This window comes from Achromobacter deleyi (genome assembly GCF_016127315.1).
GTDB lineage: Bacteria > Pseudomonadota > Gammaproteobacteria > Burkholderiales > Burkholderiaceae_B > Achromobacter > Achromobacter insuavis_A.
This window is the reverse complement of record NZ_CP065997.1, coordinates 3,949,419-3,966,575: the sequence shown is the minus strand read 5'-3', so window position 1 is coordinate 3,966,575 and position 17,157 is coordinate 3,949,419. Positions and strand designations below refer to the sequence as shown.

At 70.5% G+C, this 17,157-nt stretch carries 6 protein-coding genes; all 6 read right to left on the bottom strand.

Features of this window, described 5'->3' with window-relative positions:
* Positions 1 to 49: 49 nt before the first annotated feature.
* The 6 genes from I6I07_RS17995 to I6I07_RS17970 all read right to left on the bottom strand — a co-directional run bounded on the left by I6I07_RS17995 (position 50) and on the right by I6I07_RS17970 (position 17,066).
* Entirely contained in the window at positions 50 to 946 is an 897-nt protein-coding gene (locus tag I6I07_RS17995) for an alpha/beta fold hydrolase (protein ID WP_198483119.1), read from the bottom strand.
* Positions 947 to 954: 8 nt separating this feature from the next.
* Positions 955 to 1,566: a LysE family translocator gene (locus I6I07_RS17990; RefSeq protein WP_198483118.1), complete on the bottom strand. Its 612-nt coding sequence runs from the start codon at positions 1,564 to 1,566 to the stop codon at positions 955 to 957.
* A 13-nt stretch (positions 1,567 to 1,579) separates the two neighbouring features.
* Positions 1,580 to 2,725 carry an aromatic ring-hydroxylating oxygenase subunit alpha gene (locus I6I07_RS17985; protein WP_198483117.1) on the bottom strand — a complete coding sequence of 382 codons (1,146 nt, stop codon included), beginning with the start codon at positions 2,723 to 2,725 and terminating at the stop codon, positions 1,580 to 1,582.
* Between the two features lie 74 nt (positions 2,726 to 2,799).
* Positions 2,800 to 3,618 carry an alpha/beta fold hydrolase gene (locus I6I07_RS17980; RefSeq protein ID WP_232625632.1) on the bottom strand — a complete coding sequence of 273 codons (819 nt, stop codon included), beginning with the start codon at positions 3,616 to 3,618 and terminating at the stop codon, positions 2,800 to 2,802.
* A gap of 2 nt (positions 3,619 to 3,620) precedes the next feature.
* Positions 3,621 to 4,955, bottom strand: a complete 1,335-nt coding sequence (locus I6I07_RS17975; RefSeq protein WP_198483115.1) for a hypothetical protein — start codon at positions 4,953 to 4,955, stop codon at positions 3,621 to 3,623.
* A gap of 93 nt (positions 4,956 to 5,048) precedes the next feature.
* Positions 5,049 to 17,066, bottom strand: coding sequence for a polyketide synthase (locus tag I6I07_RS17970; RefSeq protein ID WP_198483114.1), 12,018 nt, complete (start codon positions 17,064 to 17,066; stop codon positions 5,049 to 5,051).
* Positions 17,067 to 17,157 lie beyond the last annotated feature (91 nt).

The following is a 17,157-nucleotide window of genomic DNA, read 5'->3' as shown; positions in this document are numbered from 1 at the left end:
CGCCTAGCACCGGCCCCGGCGCGGCGCGGACGCCCCGCCGCGCGGCCGGCTATTGCGCGACGAAGGCCGCCACCTGCGCCACCAGGGCAGGATCGCGCAGCGCGCGGGTGTGCCCCATCTTCTCGGTGGCCACCAGTTCGGCGCCCGGCCAGGCCTGCGCCAGCACGGTCGCATCGTCGAAGGGGCTTTCGCGATCGCCGCGGTCGTGGACGATCAGCAGCGGCGTCTTCATGGACGGCGCCAGCCGGGCCGGCTCCATCTCGGGGAAGGTGATGCCGAGCCAGTCCTGGGCGCGCTTGAGCACCAGCGGCATGACCTTGGGCGGCAGGTTCATCATGCGCCGCGAGTATTCCCAGACGCTGTCGTAGCGGCTGACCGGGCCCAGGAACACCGCGCGCTCGACGCTGAAGCCGCGCGACAGGGCGAAGGTGACGGCGGCCGCGCCCAGCGAATGCGCGATCACGCCGTGGAACGGCCCGCAGGCCTGCGCGGCGTGGGCCACGCAGGGCTCGAAATGGCGCACCGACGCCTGCTTGCCGGTCGAACGGCCATGCGCCGGCATGTCGATCGCCACGACCTGGTAGCCGCGCTGGCGCAGCGGTTCGACATAGGCCGTCATCTGCGCGGCGTCGCCGCCCCAGCCGTGCACCAGCAGCACGCGCGGGCCGCTGTCGCCCCAGACGTAGTAATAGACCGTCTGGCCGTCGATCTCATGCGGTTCGGCGCGCGCCTGGGCCAGCGCGGTGCGTCCGGGTTCCGAGGGCTTGAGCCGCGCCGGCGTGAACAGCAGCTTCTGCACCACCTTGGCGGTGGCGCCGGGCGCCACGGTGCCGGCAAAGCCGAACACGGCGCCGATGACGCTGGCAATGAAGGGTTTCTTGCGAGGCTTGCGCGCGGCGCCCGAGTCGGCGGCGGCAACGGCGGAGAGCTTGTTTTCAGTCGTCATACGTCGTTTTATCCTGGTAGCAGAGACAAGCGAACGGCGGACCCAACAATCGATACAGAGAATACCCCGATTACCAGCGCGGCGGTGCGCTGCAATCTTTCCGGGTTGATGAAGCCGATGCGCTGTCCGGCGAGCGCGGCGCCGAACTTGATCCAGATGAACGCGATCGGCACCAGCAGGCAGACGAATTGCGCCATCGCCGCCAGGTACCCGGGCGCGTGCTCGAAGGCATGCGCCGGGAACAGGGTCGAGGCGAACACCAGGCCCTTGGGATTGAGCAAGGTGGCGATGAACAAGGCATAGGGGCCGATGGGCTCCCTGCGGGTGGTCACGTCCTCGCCCGCCGCGCACCAGATCCTGACCGCGACATAAGCCAGGTAGACGCTGCTGGCCACGCGCACCACGATGCCGATCCAGGGATAGGCCGTCTGCGCCGACGCCAGGAACAGGCCCCAGGCCGTGATGCCGACCAGGTAGCCGGCCAGCTCGAATCCCACCAGCGGCGCGGCCCTCCGCAAGCCCTGCGCCAGCCCCGCCGCGGCCAGCAGGGTGTTGGTGGGCCCCGGCGTCAGGAGGATGGCCGCGGTGCCGAAGAGAAAGACCCAATCGATGCCGGTCATGTCGGGCACTCCGTCAGGCGGTCACGCGGTCGATGTTGTGCTGGAACATGCCCAGCAACCCCTCCTCCAGCCCCAGCGTGTGCTGCGGATTGGCGCCGCAGCGCAGGCCGGCCTGCACGCCTTCGACGATGCCGAAGTCCTCGCGATGGAACACCGCGTCGATGTTGCCGAAACGCTGCGCCAGCGTCGCCTGCCCTTCCTCGCCCGCGTAATCGGCCTCGCGATACAGCATGTCGTGGGTCCAGATGGTCTTGTCGGGCGCAATCGGATAGAAGGAATTGAGCGACACGATGTTGGCGTGGTTGATCAGGAACGTATTGGGGAAGAGCGTGTAGAACACCGATGCGTAGTCCAGGATGCGCCACGATTGCGGATCGGCGGCCGCCGCGTCCATCAGGTTGGTCTTGGCCGCGGCGATGCGGATGTGCAGGCCGTGCTCGACGTGCGCGATCACCCCTTTCTCGAACACCGGGCCGATGGTGTTCTTGTGCAGGATGGGCACGTGGTAGCGCTCCAGGTAGGTCTTGAGCAGCAGCTTCCAGTTGGCGTTCAACGTGCTGACCTTGCGGCTGTGCAGGGAAAGTTCGTCGAGCTTGAAGCCGGCGATCTCGTCGCTCATGTCGGCGCCCAGGCTGGCGTCCAGGTCGATGCTGGCGCCCGGCGTGGGATGCAGCCAGACCAGCCCCGAGCGCTCGGTCACCGTCAGTTCCACCAGCTTGTGCTTGCCGCAGTCCAGCTCGGGGAAGTTGTAGGGCTTGGTCACGCCCTTCAATTCGCCGTCCAGGCCGTAGACCCAGCCATGGAAGGGACAGGTGAAGAACTTCAGTTCCTTTTCATTGCCCGAAACCAGGCGCGCGCCGCGATGGCGGCAGACGTTCAGGAAGGCGCGCAGCGCGCCGCCCTTGTCGCGCACCACCACGAAGGGCAGCCGGTCCCAGGGACTGAGCAGGTACGAGCCCGGCTCGCGCACCTGGCTCGAAGCGCCCACCACCAGCGGATAGTCGCGAAAGGCCGTGTCCAGTTCGCGCTCCAGCACGCCATTGTCCATATAGACGCTGGCCGGCACTTGCACCACCCGGCCCAGCATGTCCTCGTCGCGGTCCACTTCGCGCAGCTTGAACATTTTCCGCAGGGTTTCTACTTGCGTCGCGTGTTTCATCTGAGATCCCAAGTCCTGTCAAAAGCGTTTTATGGAAGAAACGCCCCGGCCCCGCCGGCGCCGGGACGGGCCGGTCATGCCGCGGCGGCCACCGGCGCCTCCTGCAGATAGGCCCCGACCCGCCTGCCCACGGCGCTCAGGCCCAGGATCTCGAAGTGGCCCGCGCCATCGACGATCTCCAGCGTGGCCCCGGGCCACGCGTCATACAGTTCCTGCGCGTGCGCCGGCGGCACGAAGTCGTCGTTGGCGCCGTGGATCACCAGGCCGGGCACCTCCAGCGCGCCGGCGATGTGGCGGGGCGCGTAGTCGGTCCACAACGTGGCGCCGTAGCGGCGCTCCAGCTCGGCGCACAGCCGGGCCTCGACCTCGCCGTCCAGCTGGTTGAGCTGGACGAACTTCTCGACCAGGAAGCGCGTGGTGGACGGCGTCGAGATCGAGACGAAGGCATCGGCGCGAAAGCCCTGGTGCATGGCCGACAACGCCCACAGCCCGCCCAGCGAATGGCTCACCACCGCGTGGACCTCGCCCAGGCGCGCGCAGACCTTGCGGATGAAGTCGCGCACCTGCACCGGGTCGGTGCCGCTGCCCGCGGCCTCGCCATGCGCCGGCATGTCGAACAGCACCACCTCGTAGCCCAGGTCCAGCAACTGCTCGGCGAGCGGCACCATGCTGCCCAGGTGGCTGTGGATGCCATGCGCCAGCACCACCGTCGGGCCGGCGCCGCGCCGGTAGTACTTGTAGACGCCGCCGTTGGCCTTCACCGAGAACGACTGGCAACGGCGCAGGAAGGCGCGGGTGAACTCGTCATACGGCACCCGCGTGATGGCGAAGTAGCGGTCCAGGATGGCGGCGAAGGCCGGATCGTGGCTCGCGTCGGGGGTCGGCTGCGCCATGCTCAGCTCCCCGCCATCGCCGCCAGGCACTGGCGCGCCCGCTCCGGCAGCACGTATTCGCCGTCGCGCTCGATCTGCTCGTACAGGCGCTCGACCCGCTCGTAGTGCGCGTCCAGGTTCTGGTCGAGCAGATGGTGGCGCGTCTTGTTGTAGACCCCGAACTGCAGGTCGGTCAGCAGCTCGAACGGGTTGATGTGGCCGTAGGGCGAGCCGAAAATCATCTTCAGGAATTCGTCGATGTCGTGGTAGCCCAGCGCCGTCAGCAGGAACTCGATGCCGGCGCGCTTGCGCTTGGTCTGGTAGGCGCGTTCCTTGGGATCGACGATGAAATCCAGGCCGCTGGTCATGCCGGCCGGATACTCCACCTTGGAGAAGCAGCGGAAGTCGATGGTGACGCGGTCTTCGGTGGCCTGCGGCAAGGTGCTGTCGGCGTGCGCGCGGTAGTTGTCGAAGAACAGCGCCTGGCCCACCTTGGAGTCGCAGAACCAGCCCGAGGACGGCTTGTCGGCGTATTTCTTTTCCCAGTACTTGGCCATCAGGAAATCGCGCACCGTGGGCAGGTCGATCTCGGACAGCAGCCCTTCGGTGTACAGGTACAGGGCCTTGTCGATGGCGGCCCTTTCCTCGGGCTCCAGGTCCATGTCCAGCATCTTCATGTAGACGAAGTTGAGGTTGGGCGCCTCGACCTCGGCGTCCTCGAAGATGACGAACGGCTGGCGCGTCAGCGGCGTGGGCGTCAGGGCGGTGTGGAAGCTCTTGTAGTGCTTGGGAAAGCCCAGCCCCTTCTTGACCAGCGACGGGATCTGCAGCGCGATGCCGCTGGCCGAATGGGTGCCGTAGGGTTTCTTGCCCGCGGGCACGACGAAGGCGTTGACCACGGTGGTGGCCGCCTGCGGGAAGTGCTCCATCACCTTGTCCTGGTTGCGGTCGTAGAAGCGCTTGGCCGAGGGGATGAACAGGGCGCTGTTCTCGAACATGGTCGAGAGCGGGAAATAGGTGCCCACCGAGGTGTCCGAGAAGCTGCCCGCCACCTTGGCCTGCAACCGCAGTTCGCGGCGCAGCTTGCCCGCCAGGTCGGCGTCCACGTTCATGGGAATGACCTGGGTGGGCTGGTGCTCGGGGTAGAAGCAGCAGCTGTTCAGGGCGCGGTTCGGCGGCAGGCGCGAGGCCACGGCGGCGGGATCCGCGGTGTAGCGGTCCAGCACGCGCACCAGGTGGCGGGCATGCACGCCGGCCGCTTCGTTCAGGAAGGTGCCGGTCTTCTGCCAGATGCCGGTGCCCTGGGCTTCTTGCGGGGCGGCGGTTTGTGGTTGCTCTTGCAATTCGAGGGTAGTCATTCAAATCCTCCACGGGTCGTGGAAATCGGTCTGAGGACGCCGCCCGGCGGGCAGCGCCTGGATGGCGCTGCCCCGGCGACGGGTCGAACTTGCTCAAGCCGGCTGGGATACCGGCGACAACTCCTGCGCTTGCTGCGCGGCCGGCATGGCGGCCACGATCCGCTCCACATAGGGCTGGACATGCCTGGCATCGACCGGCGGGCACGGATAGACCTCGCCGCCGAACACCTGCCGCCCGACCGGGAAGCAATCGAACATCTGCTCCAGGTCGCTCTGCACGCCCAGGCCGTCCAGCACCGCCGCGATGCGCGCGATGGCGCTCTTGGGGTTGGCCTGCGCGTACGCCAGGGCGTCGTCCTTCCACTGCTCGAACGGCACGCTGCCGACCTGCACGCCCGCGCCGCGGATGTACTGCACCAGGCTGTTGAAGCCGGGCGCCTGCGGGTTGGCGAAGTCGTAGTCCTGGCCGATGCGGTCCTGGTCGCGCGTCATCACCTGGGCGATCACCCCGGCCAGGTAGTCCACCGGCAGCACGCCGCCGATGTCCGACCCCAGCAGCGGGAAACTGCCCATGGCGATGCAACCCGAGATCAGGTTGTGCAGGAAGTCGCCGCGGTCCAGCCGGAAATGGCCGCTGGTGGCGCTGGCGCCGACGAACGGCAGGCGGTAGATCGAGGCCCGCGCCCCGCGCCAGCGCGCCGCCGCCACCATCTGCTCGGCCATGTACTTGGAGCTGAGGTAGCCGTACTCGCGCTCATCCTTGGACACCTCGTAGCCCTGGTGGCGCGGCAGCGTCGCGGCGGTCGAGACGAAGTGCACCGTCTTGCCGCGGCCGCGCGAGGCCAGCCGCAGCACCTCGTGCGTGCCGACCACGTTGGGCGCCAGGTAGTTGTCCAGCGGCAGCATCCAGTCGACCAGCGCGCCCGAATGGCAGATCGCGTCCACCTGGCCGGCCAGCTGGTCGAACTCGTGCTCGGACAGGCCGAACAGCGGCTGGGTCAGGTCGCCGACCACCGGGTTCAGCAGGGCCGCGTATTCCGGCTTCCAGAGATCGTATTTCTGCAGGATCTCCACCTGCCGCGCCATGGCCTTCTCGGCGTCGTCGGCCCGCACCAGGCAATAGGCGATGATGTTGGCGCGCAGCAGTTCGTGCAGCAGGAAGGCGCCGACAAAGCCGGTGGACCCGGTGACGAACACCGCTTCCGGTTCCGCCTCCATCGTCATGACGTTGTCGAACTGCAATTCCGGCTCCAGGTAGCCGCGCCGCGCCACGCGGTCGTCCAGGCGACGGCCGCCGGCCGCCTCCTTCGCCGCCGCGCCGGCCTCGGCCGGGGCCTCCTGGCTGTCCAGCCCCGCCTCGGTCAGCTTCTCCAGCAGGAACTGGCTCAGCGCCCGCAGGTTGGGATGGTCGAAGGCGATCTTGGCCGGCAAGGCCAGGCCCGTCATGTCCGAGAGCTGGTTGCGCAGCAGCACCGCGGTGAGCGAGTCGATGCCGATATCCTGCAGCGGCAGGCTGACGTCCACATCCTCCGGCGAGGAGAACTCCAGCGCCTTGGCCACTTCGGCGCGCACCGCTTCGAGCACCGCGGCCTCGCGCTGCTCGACCGCGGTGTCCACCAGCAGCTTGCGCAGGCCGGCGCCGCCGCCTCCGCCACCGCCCGCGCCGCGCGCGCCCGCCACGCGGCTGAACAGTTCGCGGTACAGGGCCGGCGCGCTGCCGCCGTTGTTGTCCTCCAGCGTGCGCTGCAGGCGGCCCAGGTCGAGCGCCGCGGCCACGGCCATCGGCGCATCGCTCATCACGGCGCTCTCGAACAGGTCGAGCGCCTCGGTCGGGCCGAGCGCCTCCATGCCCTGGCGGCTGAAACGCGTCTTGTCGGCGTCGCTCAGGCGCGCGGCCATGCCCTGCCCGTCCCAGGCGCCCCAGGCCACCGAGGTCGCCGCCAGGCCCTTGGCGCGGCGGTGATGCGCCAACGCGTCCAGGAAGGTGTTGGCGGCGGCGTAGTTGCCCTGGCCCGGCGCGCCGGTCACGCCGGAGATCGACGAGAACAGCACGAAGAAGTCCAGCGGCAGGTCCTGCGTCAGGCGGTGCAAGTGCCAGGCGCCGTCGACCTTGGGCGCGAGCACGGTGTCGAAGCGCTCCGGCGTCTGGCCGGCGAGCATGCCGTCGTCCAGCACCCCCGCCGCGTGCACCACGCCGCGCAGCGGCCGGCTTTCGCCGAACTCGCCCATGACCCGTTGCAGCCCGTCGGGGTCGGCCGCGTCGCACGCCACCACGGTGGCGCGGGCGCCCAGCTCGGCCAGCTCGGCGACAAAGGCCTCGGCATCCGGCGAACGCATGCCGCTGCGCGAGGTCAGCACCAGCTCGCGCACCTGGTGGTTCTGCACCAGCCACTTCGACACGTAGCGGCCCAGGCCGCCCAGGCCGCCGGTGACCAGCACCGCGCCGTCCGGATCGACCATGCCGCGGCGTTGCGTCGGCACCAGCACCACCTTGCCCACGTGGCGGGCCTGGGCGATGAAGCGCAGCGCGTCGGAGGCGTTGTCCAGCGGGAAGGTGCGCAGCGGCAGCGGCTTGAGCTTGCCTTCGGCGAACAGCGCGGCGATGGCGCCCAGCATTTCCTGGATGCGCTCGACGCCGGCCTCGGGCAGGTTGTAGACGCGGTAGGTCACCCCCGGATGGTTGGCCTCGACCCAGGCCTGGTCGCGCAGGTCGATCTTGCCCATTTCCAGGAAGCGGCCACCCGGCTTGAGCATGGCGAAGCTGGCATCGATGAACTCGCGCGCCAGCGAGTTCAGCACGATGTCGAAGGCGCGGCCCGGCGCCGTTTCGGCGAAGGTCTGCGCGAAGTCCAGGCTGCGCGAGGTGCCGATGTGGTCATCGGCCAGGCCCAGCTTGCGCAGCGCCGGCCACTTCGGTTCGCTGGCGGTGCCGTAGACCTCGGCGCCATGCAGCAGCGCCAGCTGCACCGCCGCCATGCCCACGCCGCCGGCCGCGGCATGCACCAGCACGCGCTCGCCGGGCTGCATGTTGCCCAGCACGTGCAGGCCGTACCACGCCGTCAGGAAGGTCATGGGGATGGTCGCGGCTTCCTCGAAGCTGAGGTTGTCGGGCTTGGCCACCACCTGCCGCGCGTCCACCACGATGGCCGAGCCAAAGGCGCCGCGCGCCAGGCCCAGCACCGGGTCGCCCAGCTTCAGGTGCTTGACGGCGCTGCCGACTTCGGTGACCACGCCGGCGAATTCCAGGCCTAACGCCGGGATCTCGACCATGCCCAGAGCGTTCAGCACGTCCAGGAAGTTCACGCCGGTGGCCTTGACCGCGGCGCGGATCTCGCCCGCCGCCAGCGGCTCGTCCACCAGCGTCTTCACCGACAGCGGCTGGTCCAGGCGGCCCTTGGTGGCGATCTCCAGGCGCCAGTTGCCCTCGGCCGGCAACACCAGGCCGGCGTTGGCGGGCGCCTTTTTCAGGCGCGGCGCCAGGACCTTGGCGCCCCGCAGTGCGCACTCGGGTTCGCCCTCGAGCGCCAGCGCGGCGGCCAGCGTATCCAGGTCGGCCGCGGTCTCGCCCAGGTCGACGATGCGCAGGGCCAGTTCCGGATGCTCGTTGCGCGCGGTGCGCAGCAGGCCCCACAACGGGCTGGCGCCCAGGTCGGACACCGGATCGTCGCTGCTGGTGCCGACCGCGCCGCGCGTCAGCCAGATGACGGGCTTGGCGAAGCCGGCCAGCGCCAGTTCCTGCACCTGCAGCAGCGCGCTGGCGGCCTGGCGGTGCGACGGCTCGACCACCTGGCCATCGCCGCCCCACAACTGGATCACGCCATCGCAGGCCTCGGCCTCGTTCAGCTGGGCGATGTCGACAACCTGCGCCCCCGCCTGCATCAGACGGGTGCGCACCTCGTCGGCCCACGGCGTGCCGCCGCCGCCCAGCAAGCCCCAGGTGCCGCCGAACGCGGCCTCGGGCGCCTCGACCGGCAGCCACTCGGTGCGGAACAGGAAGCGGTCGATGCCGGCCGACGCCAGGCGCCGCAGCGCCGCGCGGTCGATGCGGCGCGCATGCAGGCGCTGCAGCCGGCCGACATGCTCGCCACTGGTGTCGTACAGATCCAGCGAGGCCCAGAATTCGCCCTCGCCCATCTCGAATTCCGCCACCTTGACCCAGACCTCGGCCAGGCCGTCCTTCCAGACCGACAGGCGTTCGGCCTCGAACGGCACGAACACATCGTCGCCCACCTGCGCCTTCAGGCGCTGGGTCAGCAGCAGCGAGTGCATCGACGAATCCAGCAGCGCGGGATGCAGGCCATAGCGGATGGCCGACGAGACCGCGGCCTCCGGCAGCGCCACCCGCGCCCAGACATCGCCGTCCACGTGCCAGGCGGCATTGATGCCCTGGAACGTCGGGCCGTAGCCGTAGCCCAGTTCATGCAGGTCCTGGTAGAGCGCGGCCACATCGATCGGATCGCCATCCGGCGGCGGCAGTTCGACCGACTCCTGGCGCGCGGCCTGGGCCGGCACCAGCTTGCCTTCGGCGTGCAGCTGCCATTCGCCGGCGTCGTCCGACTCCGGCGCGCTGTAGACGTGCACCGTGCGGGCGCCGCCCGATTCCGCGCCCACCGTGATCTGCATGCGCAGCGACACCCCGGGCGCCAGCACCATCGGCGCCAGGATGATCACGTCGGCCAGGTCCCATTGGCCCTTGACCTGCCGGCCCGCGGCGCGCATCGCTTCGAAGAACGCCGTGCCCGGCATCAGCACCGCGTCCATCACCTGGTGCTCCTGCACCCAGGCCGGTTCGTCGGCCGCCACCACCGTCGTGAACATCGTCATGTCGGTGCCGGCGATCTGCACGCCGCCGCCCAGCAGCTGGTGGTTGGCGTCGTTCAGGCCGGCGCCGACCGCGCGGGTGGGCATGGGCTCGAGCCAGTAGCGTTCGCGCTGGAAGGCGTAGGTGGGCAGCTTGACCCGTTCGCCGCCATACGGGGCGAAGAAGCCGCGCCAGTCCACCGCCGCGCCCAGCACGTGCAGCTCGGCCAGGGCCTTCTGCATGGTCTGGGTCTCGTCCTTGGCCGGATTGAGCGAGGTCACCCACGTCACCGGGCCATCGTCGGCCAGGCAGGCCGCGCCCATCCCGGACAGCACCGGCTGCGGACCCAGTTCCAGGAAGGCATTGATGCCCTGCTGCTGGAGCGTGCGCATGCCGGCGTTGAAGCGCACCGCCTGGCGCGCCTGCTGCACCCAGTATTCCGGTTGGGTCATCTCGCCGCGCCGGGCCGGTTCGCCGGTCAGGCTGCTGACCAGGGCCAGCTTCGGCGTGGCGTAGTTGAGCGACTGCGCCACCTGGCGGAAGGCGCCCAGCATCGGCTCCAGCAGATGCGAGTGGAACGCGTGCGAGACCTCGAGCCGCTTGGCCTTGCGCTGTTGCTGCTTGAAGTGCGCCACCACCTGCTCGATGCTGGCGAGGTCGCCGGACACCACCGTCTGCTGCGGCGCGTTCAGGCCGGCCAGCGAGACCTGCGCGGCCAGGCCGAGCGATGCCAGCGCGGCCTCGACCTCGGCGGCGCTGGCTTCCAGCGAGGCCATGCCGCCGCCGGCCGGCAACGCCTGCATCAGCCGGCCGCGCGCGGCCACCAGGCGGCAGGCGTCGTCCAGGTCGAACACGCCGGCGGCATGGGCGGCGGCGATCTCGCCGATGCTGTGGCCCAGCAACAGCTCGGGCTGCGCGCCCCAGCTTTCCCACACCCGCCACAGCGCCACCTCCAGCGCGAACAGGGCTGGCTGGGTGAAGTCGGTGCGGTTGAGCAAGGCGGCGTCGTCGCTGCCGGCCTCGGCGAACATCACCTCCAGCAGCGGCTTTTCCAGCGTGGTGAAGCGCTGCGCGATGTCGTCCAGCGCCTGGCGGAACACCGGGTTGGACTGGTACAGGCCGTGGCCCATGCGCGGCAGCTGGCTGCCCTGGCCGGTGAACAGCAGGGCCACGCGGCATTCGCGGTCGCGCTCATCCACCATGCTGACCGCGCCCGCCGGCACCTCGCCGGTGCGGCCGTATGACGCCAGCGCGTCGAGCAGGTCGGACTTGCCCTTGGCGAACACCACCAGGCGCTTGCGGAAGTGCGTGCGGGTGGTGGCCAGCGAGGTCGCCACGTCCAGGAAGCGATCCTGGATGTTCATGCCCATGTGCAGGTGCAGCTTGTCGGCCTGCGCCCGCAGCGCCGGCAGGGTGAAGGCCGACAGCACGAACGGCAGCGACTCCGGCGTCGCCGCCGGCCTGGCGGCGCGGGCCGGCGCGGCGGCCTTGGGCGGTTCCTCCACCACCACGTGGGCGTTGGTGCCGCCGATGCCGAACGAGCTGACGCCGGCGCGGCGCGGACGCTCGCCCGCCAGCCATGGCTGCTCCTGCTGCACCAGCGCCATCTGCGCCGCGGCCCAGTCGACCGCCGGGGTCGGCTCGACCACGTGCAGCGTGATGGGCAGTTTGTCGTGGTGCATGGCCAGCACCGCCTTCATGACGCCGGCCAGGCCGGCCGCCGCCTGGGTGTGGCCCAGGTTGGACTTGACCGAGCCGACCCACAGCGGCCGCTCGGCCGTGTGGCTGCCGCCGAACACGGCGGCCAGGCCGTTGGCCTCGATGGGGTCGCCGAGCTTGGTGCCGGTGCCGTGCGCTTCCAGGTAATCGATGTCCGACGGTTGCAGGCCCGACATGGCCAGCGCCTGGCGGATCACGCGCTGCTGCGCGGGACCGCTGGGCGTGGTCAGGCTGGCGCTATGGCCGGCGTGGTTGACCGCGGTGCCACGCAGGATCGCCAGCACCGGATCGCCGTCGCGCTGCGCGTCCGACAGGCGCTTGAGCACCACCACGGCGGCGCCTTCGCTCCAGCCGGTGCCGTCGGTGCTGGACGAGAACGACTTGCAGCGGCCGTCCGGCGACATGCCGCGCAGGCGGCTGAATTCCACGTGCAGGTCGGGCGACAGCATCAGCGTCACGCCGGCCGCCACCGCCAGGTCGCACTCGCCCTGGCGCAAGGCGTTGCAGGCCAGGTGGGTGGTGACCAGCGACGACGAGCAGGCGGTGTCCACCGTCATGCTGGGCCCTTCCAGGCCCAGCACGTACGAGACCCGGCCGGACATGGTGCTGCCGGCCGAGCCGGTGCCGACATAGCCGTCCAGGTCGGCCAGGCCGCCGGCCAGCGCCAGGCCGTACTCGTGGTAGCCCTTGCCGATGCCGATGAAGACGCCGGTCTGGCTGCCGCGCAATTGGTCCATCGAATAGCCGGCCTGCTCGATCGCCTCGGAGGTGACTTCGAGCATCATGCGCTGGGCCGGATCGAGCGCCCGCGCCTCGCGCGGCGAAATGCCGAAGAACGGCGCGTCGAACAGGTCGATCGGCGTCACGAAGCCGCCGCGCATGCAGTACGACTTGCCGCGCGCGTCCGGGTCGGCGTCATAGATGGCGGCCGCGTCCCAGCGTTCGCGCGGCACCTCGACGATGCCGTCGCCGCCGCGCTCCAGCAGGTTCCACAGGTCCTCGGGACTGTTGACGTTGCCCGGCAGGCGGCAGGCCATCGCGACGATCGCGATGGGCTCGTCGGCCAGCGCGTTGCGGCGCTTGGGCGTGTTGAGCGCGGCCTTCCTGTTGCCGGCCAGGTGCGCGGCCAGGTCCTTGATGGTGAAGTGCTCGTACAGCGTCGAGGTCGACACGTTGCGGCCCAGCAGCTTCTGCAGCTCGGCCTGCACCCGCACCACCCGCAGCGAATTGCCGCCGATCTTGAAGAAGCTGTCGTTGATGCCGATGCGATCGTGCCCCAGCACCTCGGCCCAGACCGCCTGCAACTGCTGTTCCAGCTCGTTGGTGGGCTGCACCGCCGGCTCCAGCATCACCTCGGTGGGTTCGGGCAGCGCCTTGCGGTCGATCTTGCCGTTCGGCGTCAGCGGGAACTCGTCCAGTTCGACGAAGAAGTCCGGAATCATGTAGCCCGGCAGGCGGGCCTCCAGCCACGGCCGCAGCACGCGCTGAAGCGCGGGGCGCGGCGGCGCGCCGGCCGCGGGCTGGTTGGCCAAGCGCGCCAGCGCCTCGCGGTCGAGCGCCTGCGGCGCGTGCCAGCCCAGCTCGGGCGTTTCGCCGGCCTGCCAGAACACGGCGTCGAACGCCCAGATGTCGCGCGAACGGCTCGGCAGCATCGCCATGCGCCAGCCCGCCGCCTCGGCCGCCTGGGCCAGGTCGCGCGGGTCGACCCACTGGCCCGGTTCGGCCGTGGCCTTGGCCTCCAGCACGTGGCCCACGCGCTGGTGCACGTCGGCCAGGCGGCCGTTGGGGATGTTGGCGATGGCCAGCGGCTTGCCGGCCTTGCCCAGGCGCTGCGCCAGCGCCGCCAGGTCGAGCCCGTCGCGGCGCCAGTCGAGCGCCGTCATGGCCTGCGGCCTGGCGCGGCCGGCGGCCGGCGCGCCGATGTGCAGGATGACGTCGAAGCGGAAGCGCGACATCTCGTTGACGTAGGCGCCGTCGCGCAGCAGCACTTCGACGCGCGAGATCCGCGGATACAGCGCCGGCAGGTTGGCGAAGAACTCGGGCGCCAGCGCCAGCTCGCGCTCCGAGCGCAGGCCGCGCTGGGCGCGGCGGCGCAGTTCGTCGGCCGACAGGCTGCACAGGCCCTGGAAATTCGCCACGTCCGCGTGGAACGCCTCCAGCAGCGACAGGTCGCGCACGTCGCCGACGAAGATGCGGCCCTCGGTCACCGCCTGTGTGGCCCAGTCCAGCACCGACAGCAGATAGCCGGCGCTGGGGAAGTACTGCGCCACCGAGTTGATGACCACGGTGTCGAAGCTGCCCGGCGCCACCTCGGGCAGGTCGTTGGCCAGGCGGTGTTCGCACGAGGCCTGCGGCAGGCCGCCCAGGTGGCGGTTGATCTGGTCGACCGCCTGGCTGGAGGCGTCGATGGCGCGGTACTGGGCGACCTTGGGCGCGACGCCGAACAGCACCAGGCCGGTGCCCGAGCCGACCTCGAAGACGCGCTCGGGGCCGGTGGACAGGATGCGGTCGACGGTGCGCTGCTGCCAGTCGCGCATCTCGTCGGCGGCGAACGGCAGGCCGTCGTAGCTGTTGTGCCAGCCGGCGGTGTTGAAGGTCGGGTCGGCCGCGCCGGGCTCGTAGGCCCGGTCCCAGACATCGCGCCATTCGGTCACCGCGGTGCTCTCGGCGCGGCGGTCCTGCGCGGCGCTGGCCGGCGCGCTGTTGCGCAGGCAGTAGGCCACCAGTTGATCGTTGCGGCCCACCACCACGGCGCGGCCGATGTCGTCGTGGCTGGCCACGGCGGCCTCGACCTCGCCCAGCTCGATGCGGAAACCGCGCAGCTTGATCTGGCCGTCATTGCGGCCCAGCACCACCAGCTTGCCCGGCTCCTTGAAGCAGGCCAGGTCGCCGGTGCGGTACAGGGCGCCGGGCGCGAACGGATTGGGGCCGAACTGCGCCGCCGTCTGCGCGGCATCCTTGTGATAGCCGCGCGCCACGCCGGCGCCGCCGATGCACAGCTCGCCGGCAAAGCCGGCCGGCACCGGCGCCAGGTTCGCATCCAGCACATACAGCTGGGTGTTGGCGATGGGCTGGCCGATGACGATGTCCTCGCCCGGCCGCGCCTGCCAGACGCTGGACCAGACGGTGGTCTCGGTCGGGCCGTACATGTTCCACACCGACTCGGCGCGCGCCAGCAGTTCATCGGCCAGCGCGCGCGGCAGGGCTTCGCCGCCGCACAGCAGGCGCTTGAGCGACACGGCGCGCGGCCAGCCCGATTGCAGCAGCAGCTGCCAGGTGGTGGGCGTGGCCTGCATCATGGTGACGGCGTGGCGGCGCATCAGGTCCAGCAGCGTCTGGCCGTCCAGGCTCTCCTGCTGCCGCGCGATCACCACGCTGGCGCCGCTGATCAGCGGCAGGAACAGTTCCAGCGCCGCGATATCGAAGGAGATCGTGGTCACCGCGAGCAGGCTGTCGTCGGCCGCGCAGCCCGGCGCGGCGCGCATCGACAGCAGGAAGTTGCCCAGCGCGCCGTGCGTGACTTCCACGCCCTTGGGCTTGCCGGTGGATCCCGACGTGAAGATGACATAGGCCAGGTCGTCGGGCTGCGCCGTGCGCGGCGCGTTGGCGCCGTCGTCGCCGGCCTGAGCCAGGGCCGCGCCCAGGTCGAGGCAGCGTTCGGCCCAGGCGCTCAGGCTGTTGTCGCGCGCCGCGGGCGGCGCGATCAGCAGCGCCGGCTGGGCGGCCTCCAGCATCTGGCGGATGCGTTCCGCCGGAAACGCCATGTCGACCGGCACATAGGCGGCGCCCGTCTTCAGCACGGCCAGCAGCGCCACCACCATGTCGATGGAACGGTCCAGGCACACGCCCACCAACTGGCCACGGCCGACGCCCTTGGCGCGCAGCACGCCGGCCACCCGGTTGGCGGCGGCGTTCAGCTCGCCATAGGACATGGCCTGGTCGGCACAGCGCAGCGCCACCCTGCCCTCGTGCTGGGCGGCAGCGTGCTCGAACAGTTCATGCACCACCGCGCCCAGCGTGGCGGCGTCGCCGGTGGCGTTGAACTGCTCCAGCAGCGATTGCCGCTCTCCCGCCGACAGCGCCTCGACGTCACCCAGCGCGCGATCGGCCGAGGCCGGCAGGCGGCGGCACCAGTCGGCCACCTGCGCGGCCAGCTGGGCCGCGGTGCGGCGCGCGATCTTGCGCGGATTGAAATGCAGCTCAAAGGCTTCATTGCCGGCCAGCAGCACGAATTCCAGCGCCGGCCGGTCTTCGTCCGCCGCATAGGCCGCCGGCACCTGGCTGGACACCAGCACGTCCGGCGTCAGTTCACCGCGCGCGTGGCGTGCGGTGAGCGCGGCGTCACGGCCGATCAGGTCGCGCCGGATCAGGCCATGCTGGCGCGCCTGCGCCAGGGCGCCCGCGACGGAGGCCAAGTTGGCCGACAGCGCCGCCGCCGCGTCCAGGCGCGCCAGCACCGGCGCCCACGCGCAGAACACGTCGCGGCAGTCCGCTGCCACCTCGGCGCGCGGCACCGCCACGGCCAGGTGGATGTCCGCCACGCCCGAAGCGCGCGCCAGGAAGGAGCACAGGCCTCCCACGGCCTGTTCCAGGAAGGCTTGCTCACGGCCCGCGCCCTGCGGCGCGGCGGGCAGCTTGCCCACGATCGGCGCCGTATTGGTCTCGGCCGCCGCCGGCCGCGCGTACGGCAGGCGATAGGGCTGCCAGGCGGCCCATTGGCCGCGCCAATAGGCCGTCGACCCTGACGCGGCGGTGCCGGCGGCCGTGACCTGGGCGCGGGCCTGTTCGCTGACCGAGGCCAGTCGCGCGCCAGCCTGCAGGCTGCCGGCGCTGACCAGGTCGGCGATGGCGACGTCCTCGCCTTCCAGCGTGCACAGCGCCTCCAGGCGCAGCGCGCGGTTGCCGGTGGCGATGCTGGCGCCGAAGGCGTCGGCCGCCACCACATCGCCCGGCGTCGCGCCCGCGGCGCGCGCCTCGATGCTGACTTTGCGCACGGCCAGCACGCGGCCGTCGATCAGCGCCTTGGGCCACACCAGCGGGCTGCTGAACGGCCCGTTGTCGGTGGCGCGCACCATGGCCGCGATCTGTTCCGCGTCCTGGTGCCAGTCGATCAGGCCTTCGGCCGAGAATTGCGAATGGCGCGAGAAATAGCGGCGCCGCGACAGGTCCTGCGGCGTCTCGCTTTCACGGCCGGCGGCCAGGTCGTCGACCAGCGCGCCAAAGCTCTGGATGGCGGTCTCGTCGCACTTCAGGCCCAGCGACAGGGCCGTATCGGTCGATTCGATCGGCACCGCGACGCGCTTGAGGATGCCGCCGCCGTCGATGATCTCGCCAATGCGATGCCAGGTGATGGCGTAGTCGGTGGCGCGGTCGTACACCGCCCAGGCCGGTACGTGCAGGCCCGAGTATTCCGGCAACGGGCCATAGTGGTAGTTGATGCTCATGCGCCGCACGCGCTCGAGCAGCGCGTCCGGGATCACCGCGTAGTTGCCGATACTGAAGAGGATGTCGGCCGACAACCGGGATTCAGGCTTGACCGCGTCTTCCAGGGCGTACTGCGGGATGCCGGCCTTGGCGGCCCACGCGCGCACGGTCAAATCCGTTGAAATCACTGCCTGTACGCGGTGTCCCTTAGCCATCAGCAGTTCGCCGCAACGAACCAGGACACTGCCGTCTCCAACC

Excerpts from the sequence above, each read along its gene's own strand:
- I6I07_RS17995 (WP_198483119.1), bottom strand. The coding sequence starts at position 946 with ATGACGACTGAAAACAAGCTCTCCGCCGTTGCCGCCGCCGACTCGGGC.
- I6I07_RS17990 (WP_198483118.1), bottom strand. The coding sequence starts at position 1,566 with ATGACCGGCATCGATTGGGTCTTTCTCTTCGGCACCGCGGCCATCCTC.
- I6I07_RS17985 (WP_198483117.1), bottom strand. The coding sequence starts at position 2,725 with ATGAAACACGCGACGCAAGTAGAAACCCTGCGGAAAATGTTCAAGCTG.
- I6I07_RS17980 (WP_232625632.1), bottom strand. The coding sequence starts at position 3,618 with ATGGCGCAGCCGACCCCCGACGCGAGCCACGATCCGGCCTTCGCCGCC.
- I6I07_RS17975 (WP_198483115.1), bottom strand. The coding sequence starts at position 4,955 with ATGACTACCCTCGAATTGCAAGAGCAACCACAAACCGCCGCCCCGCAA.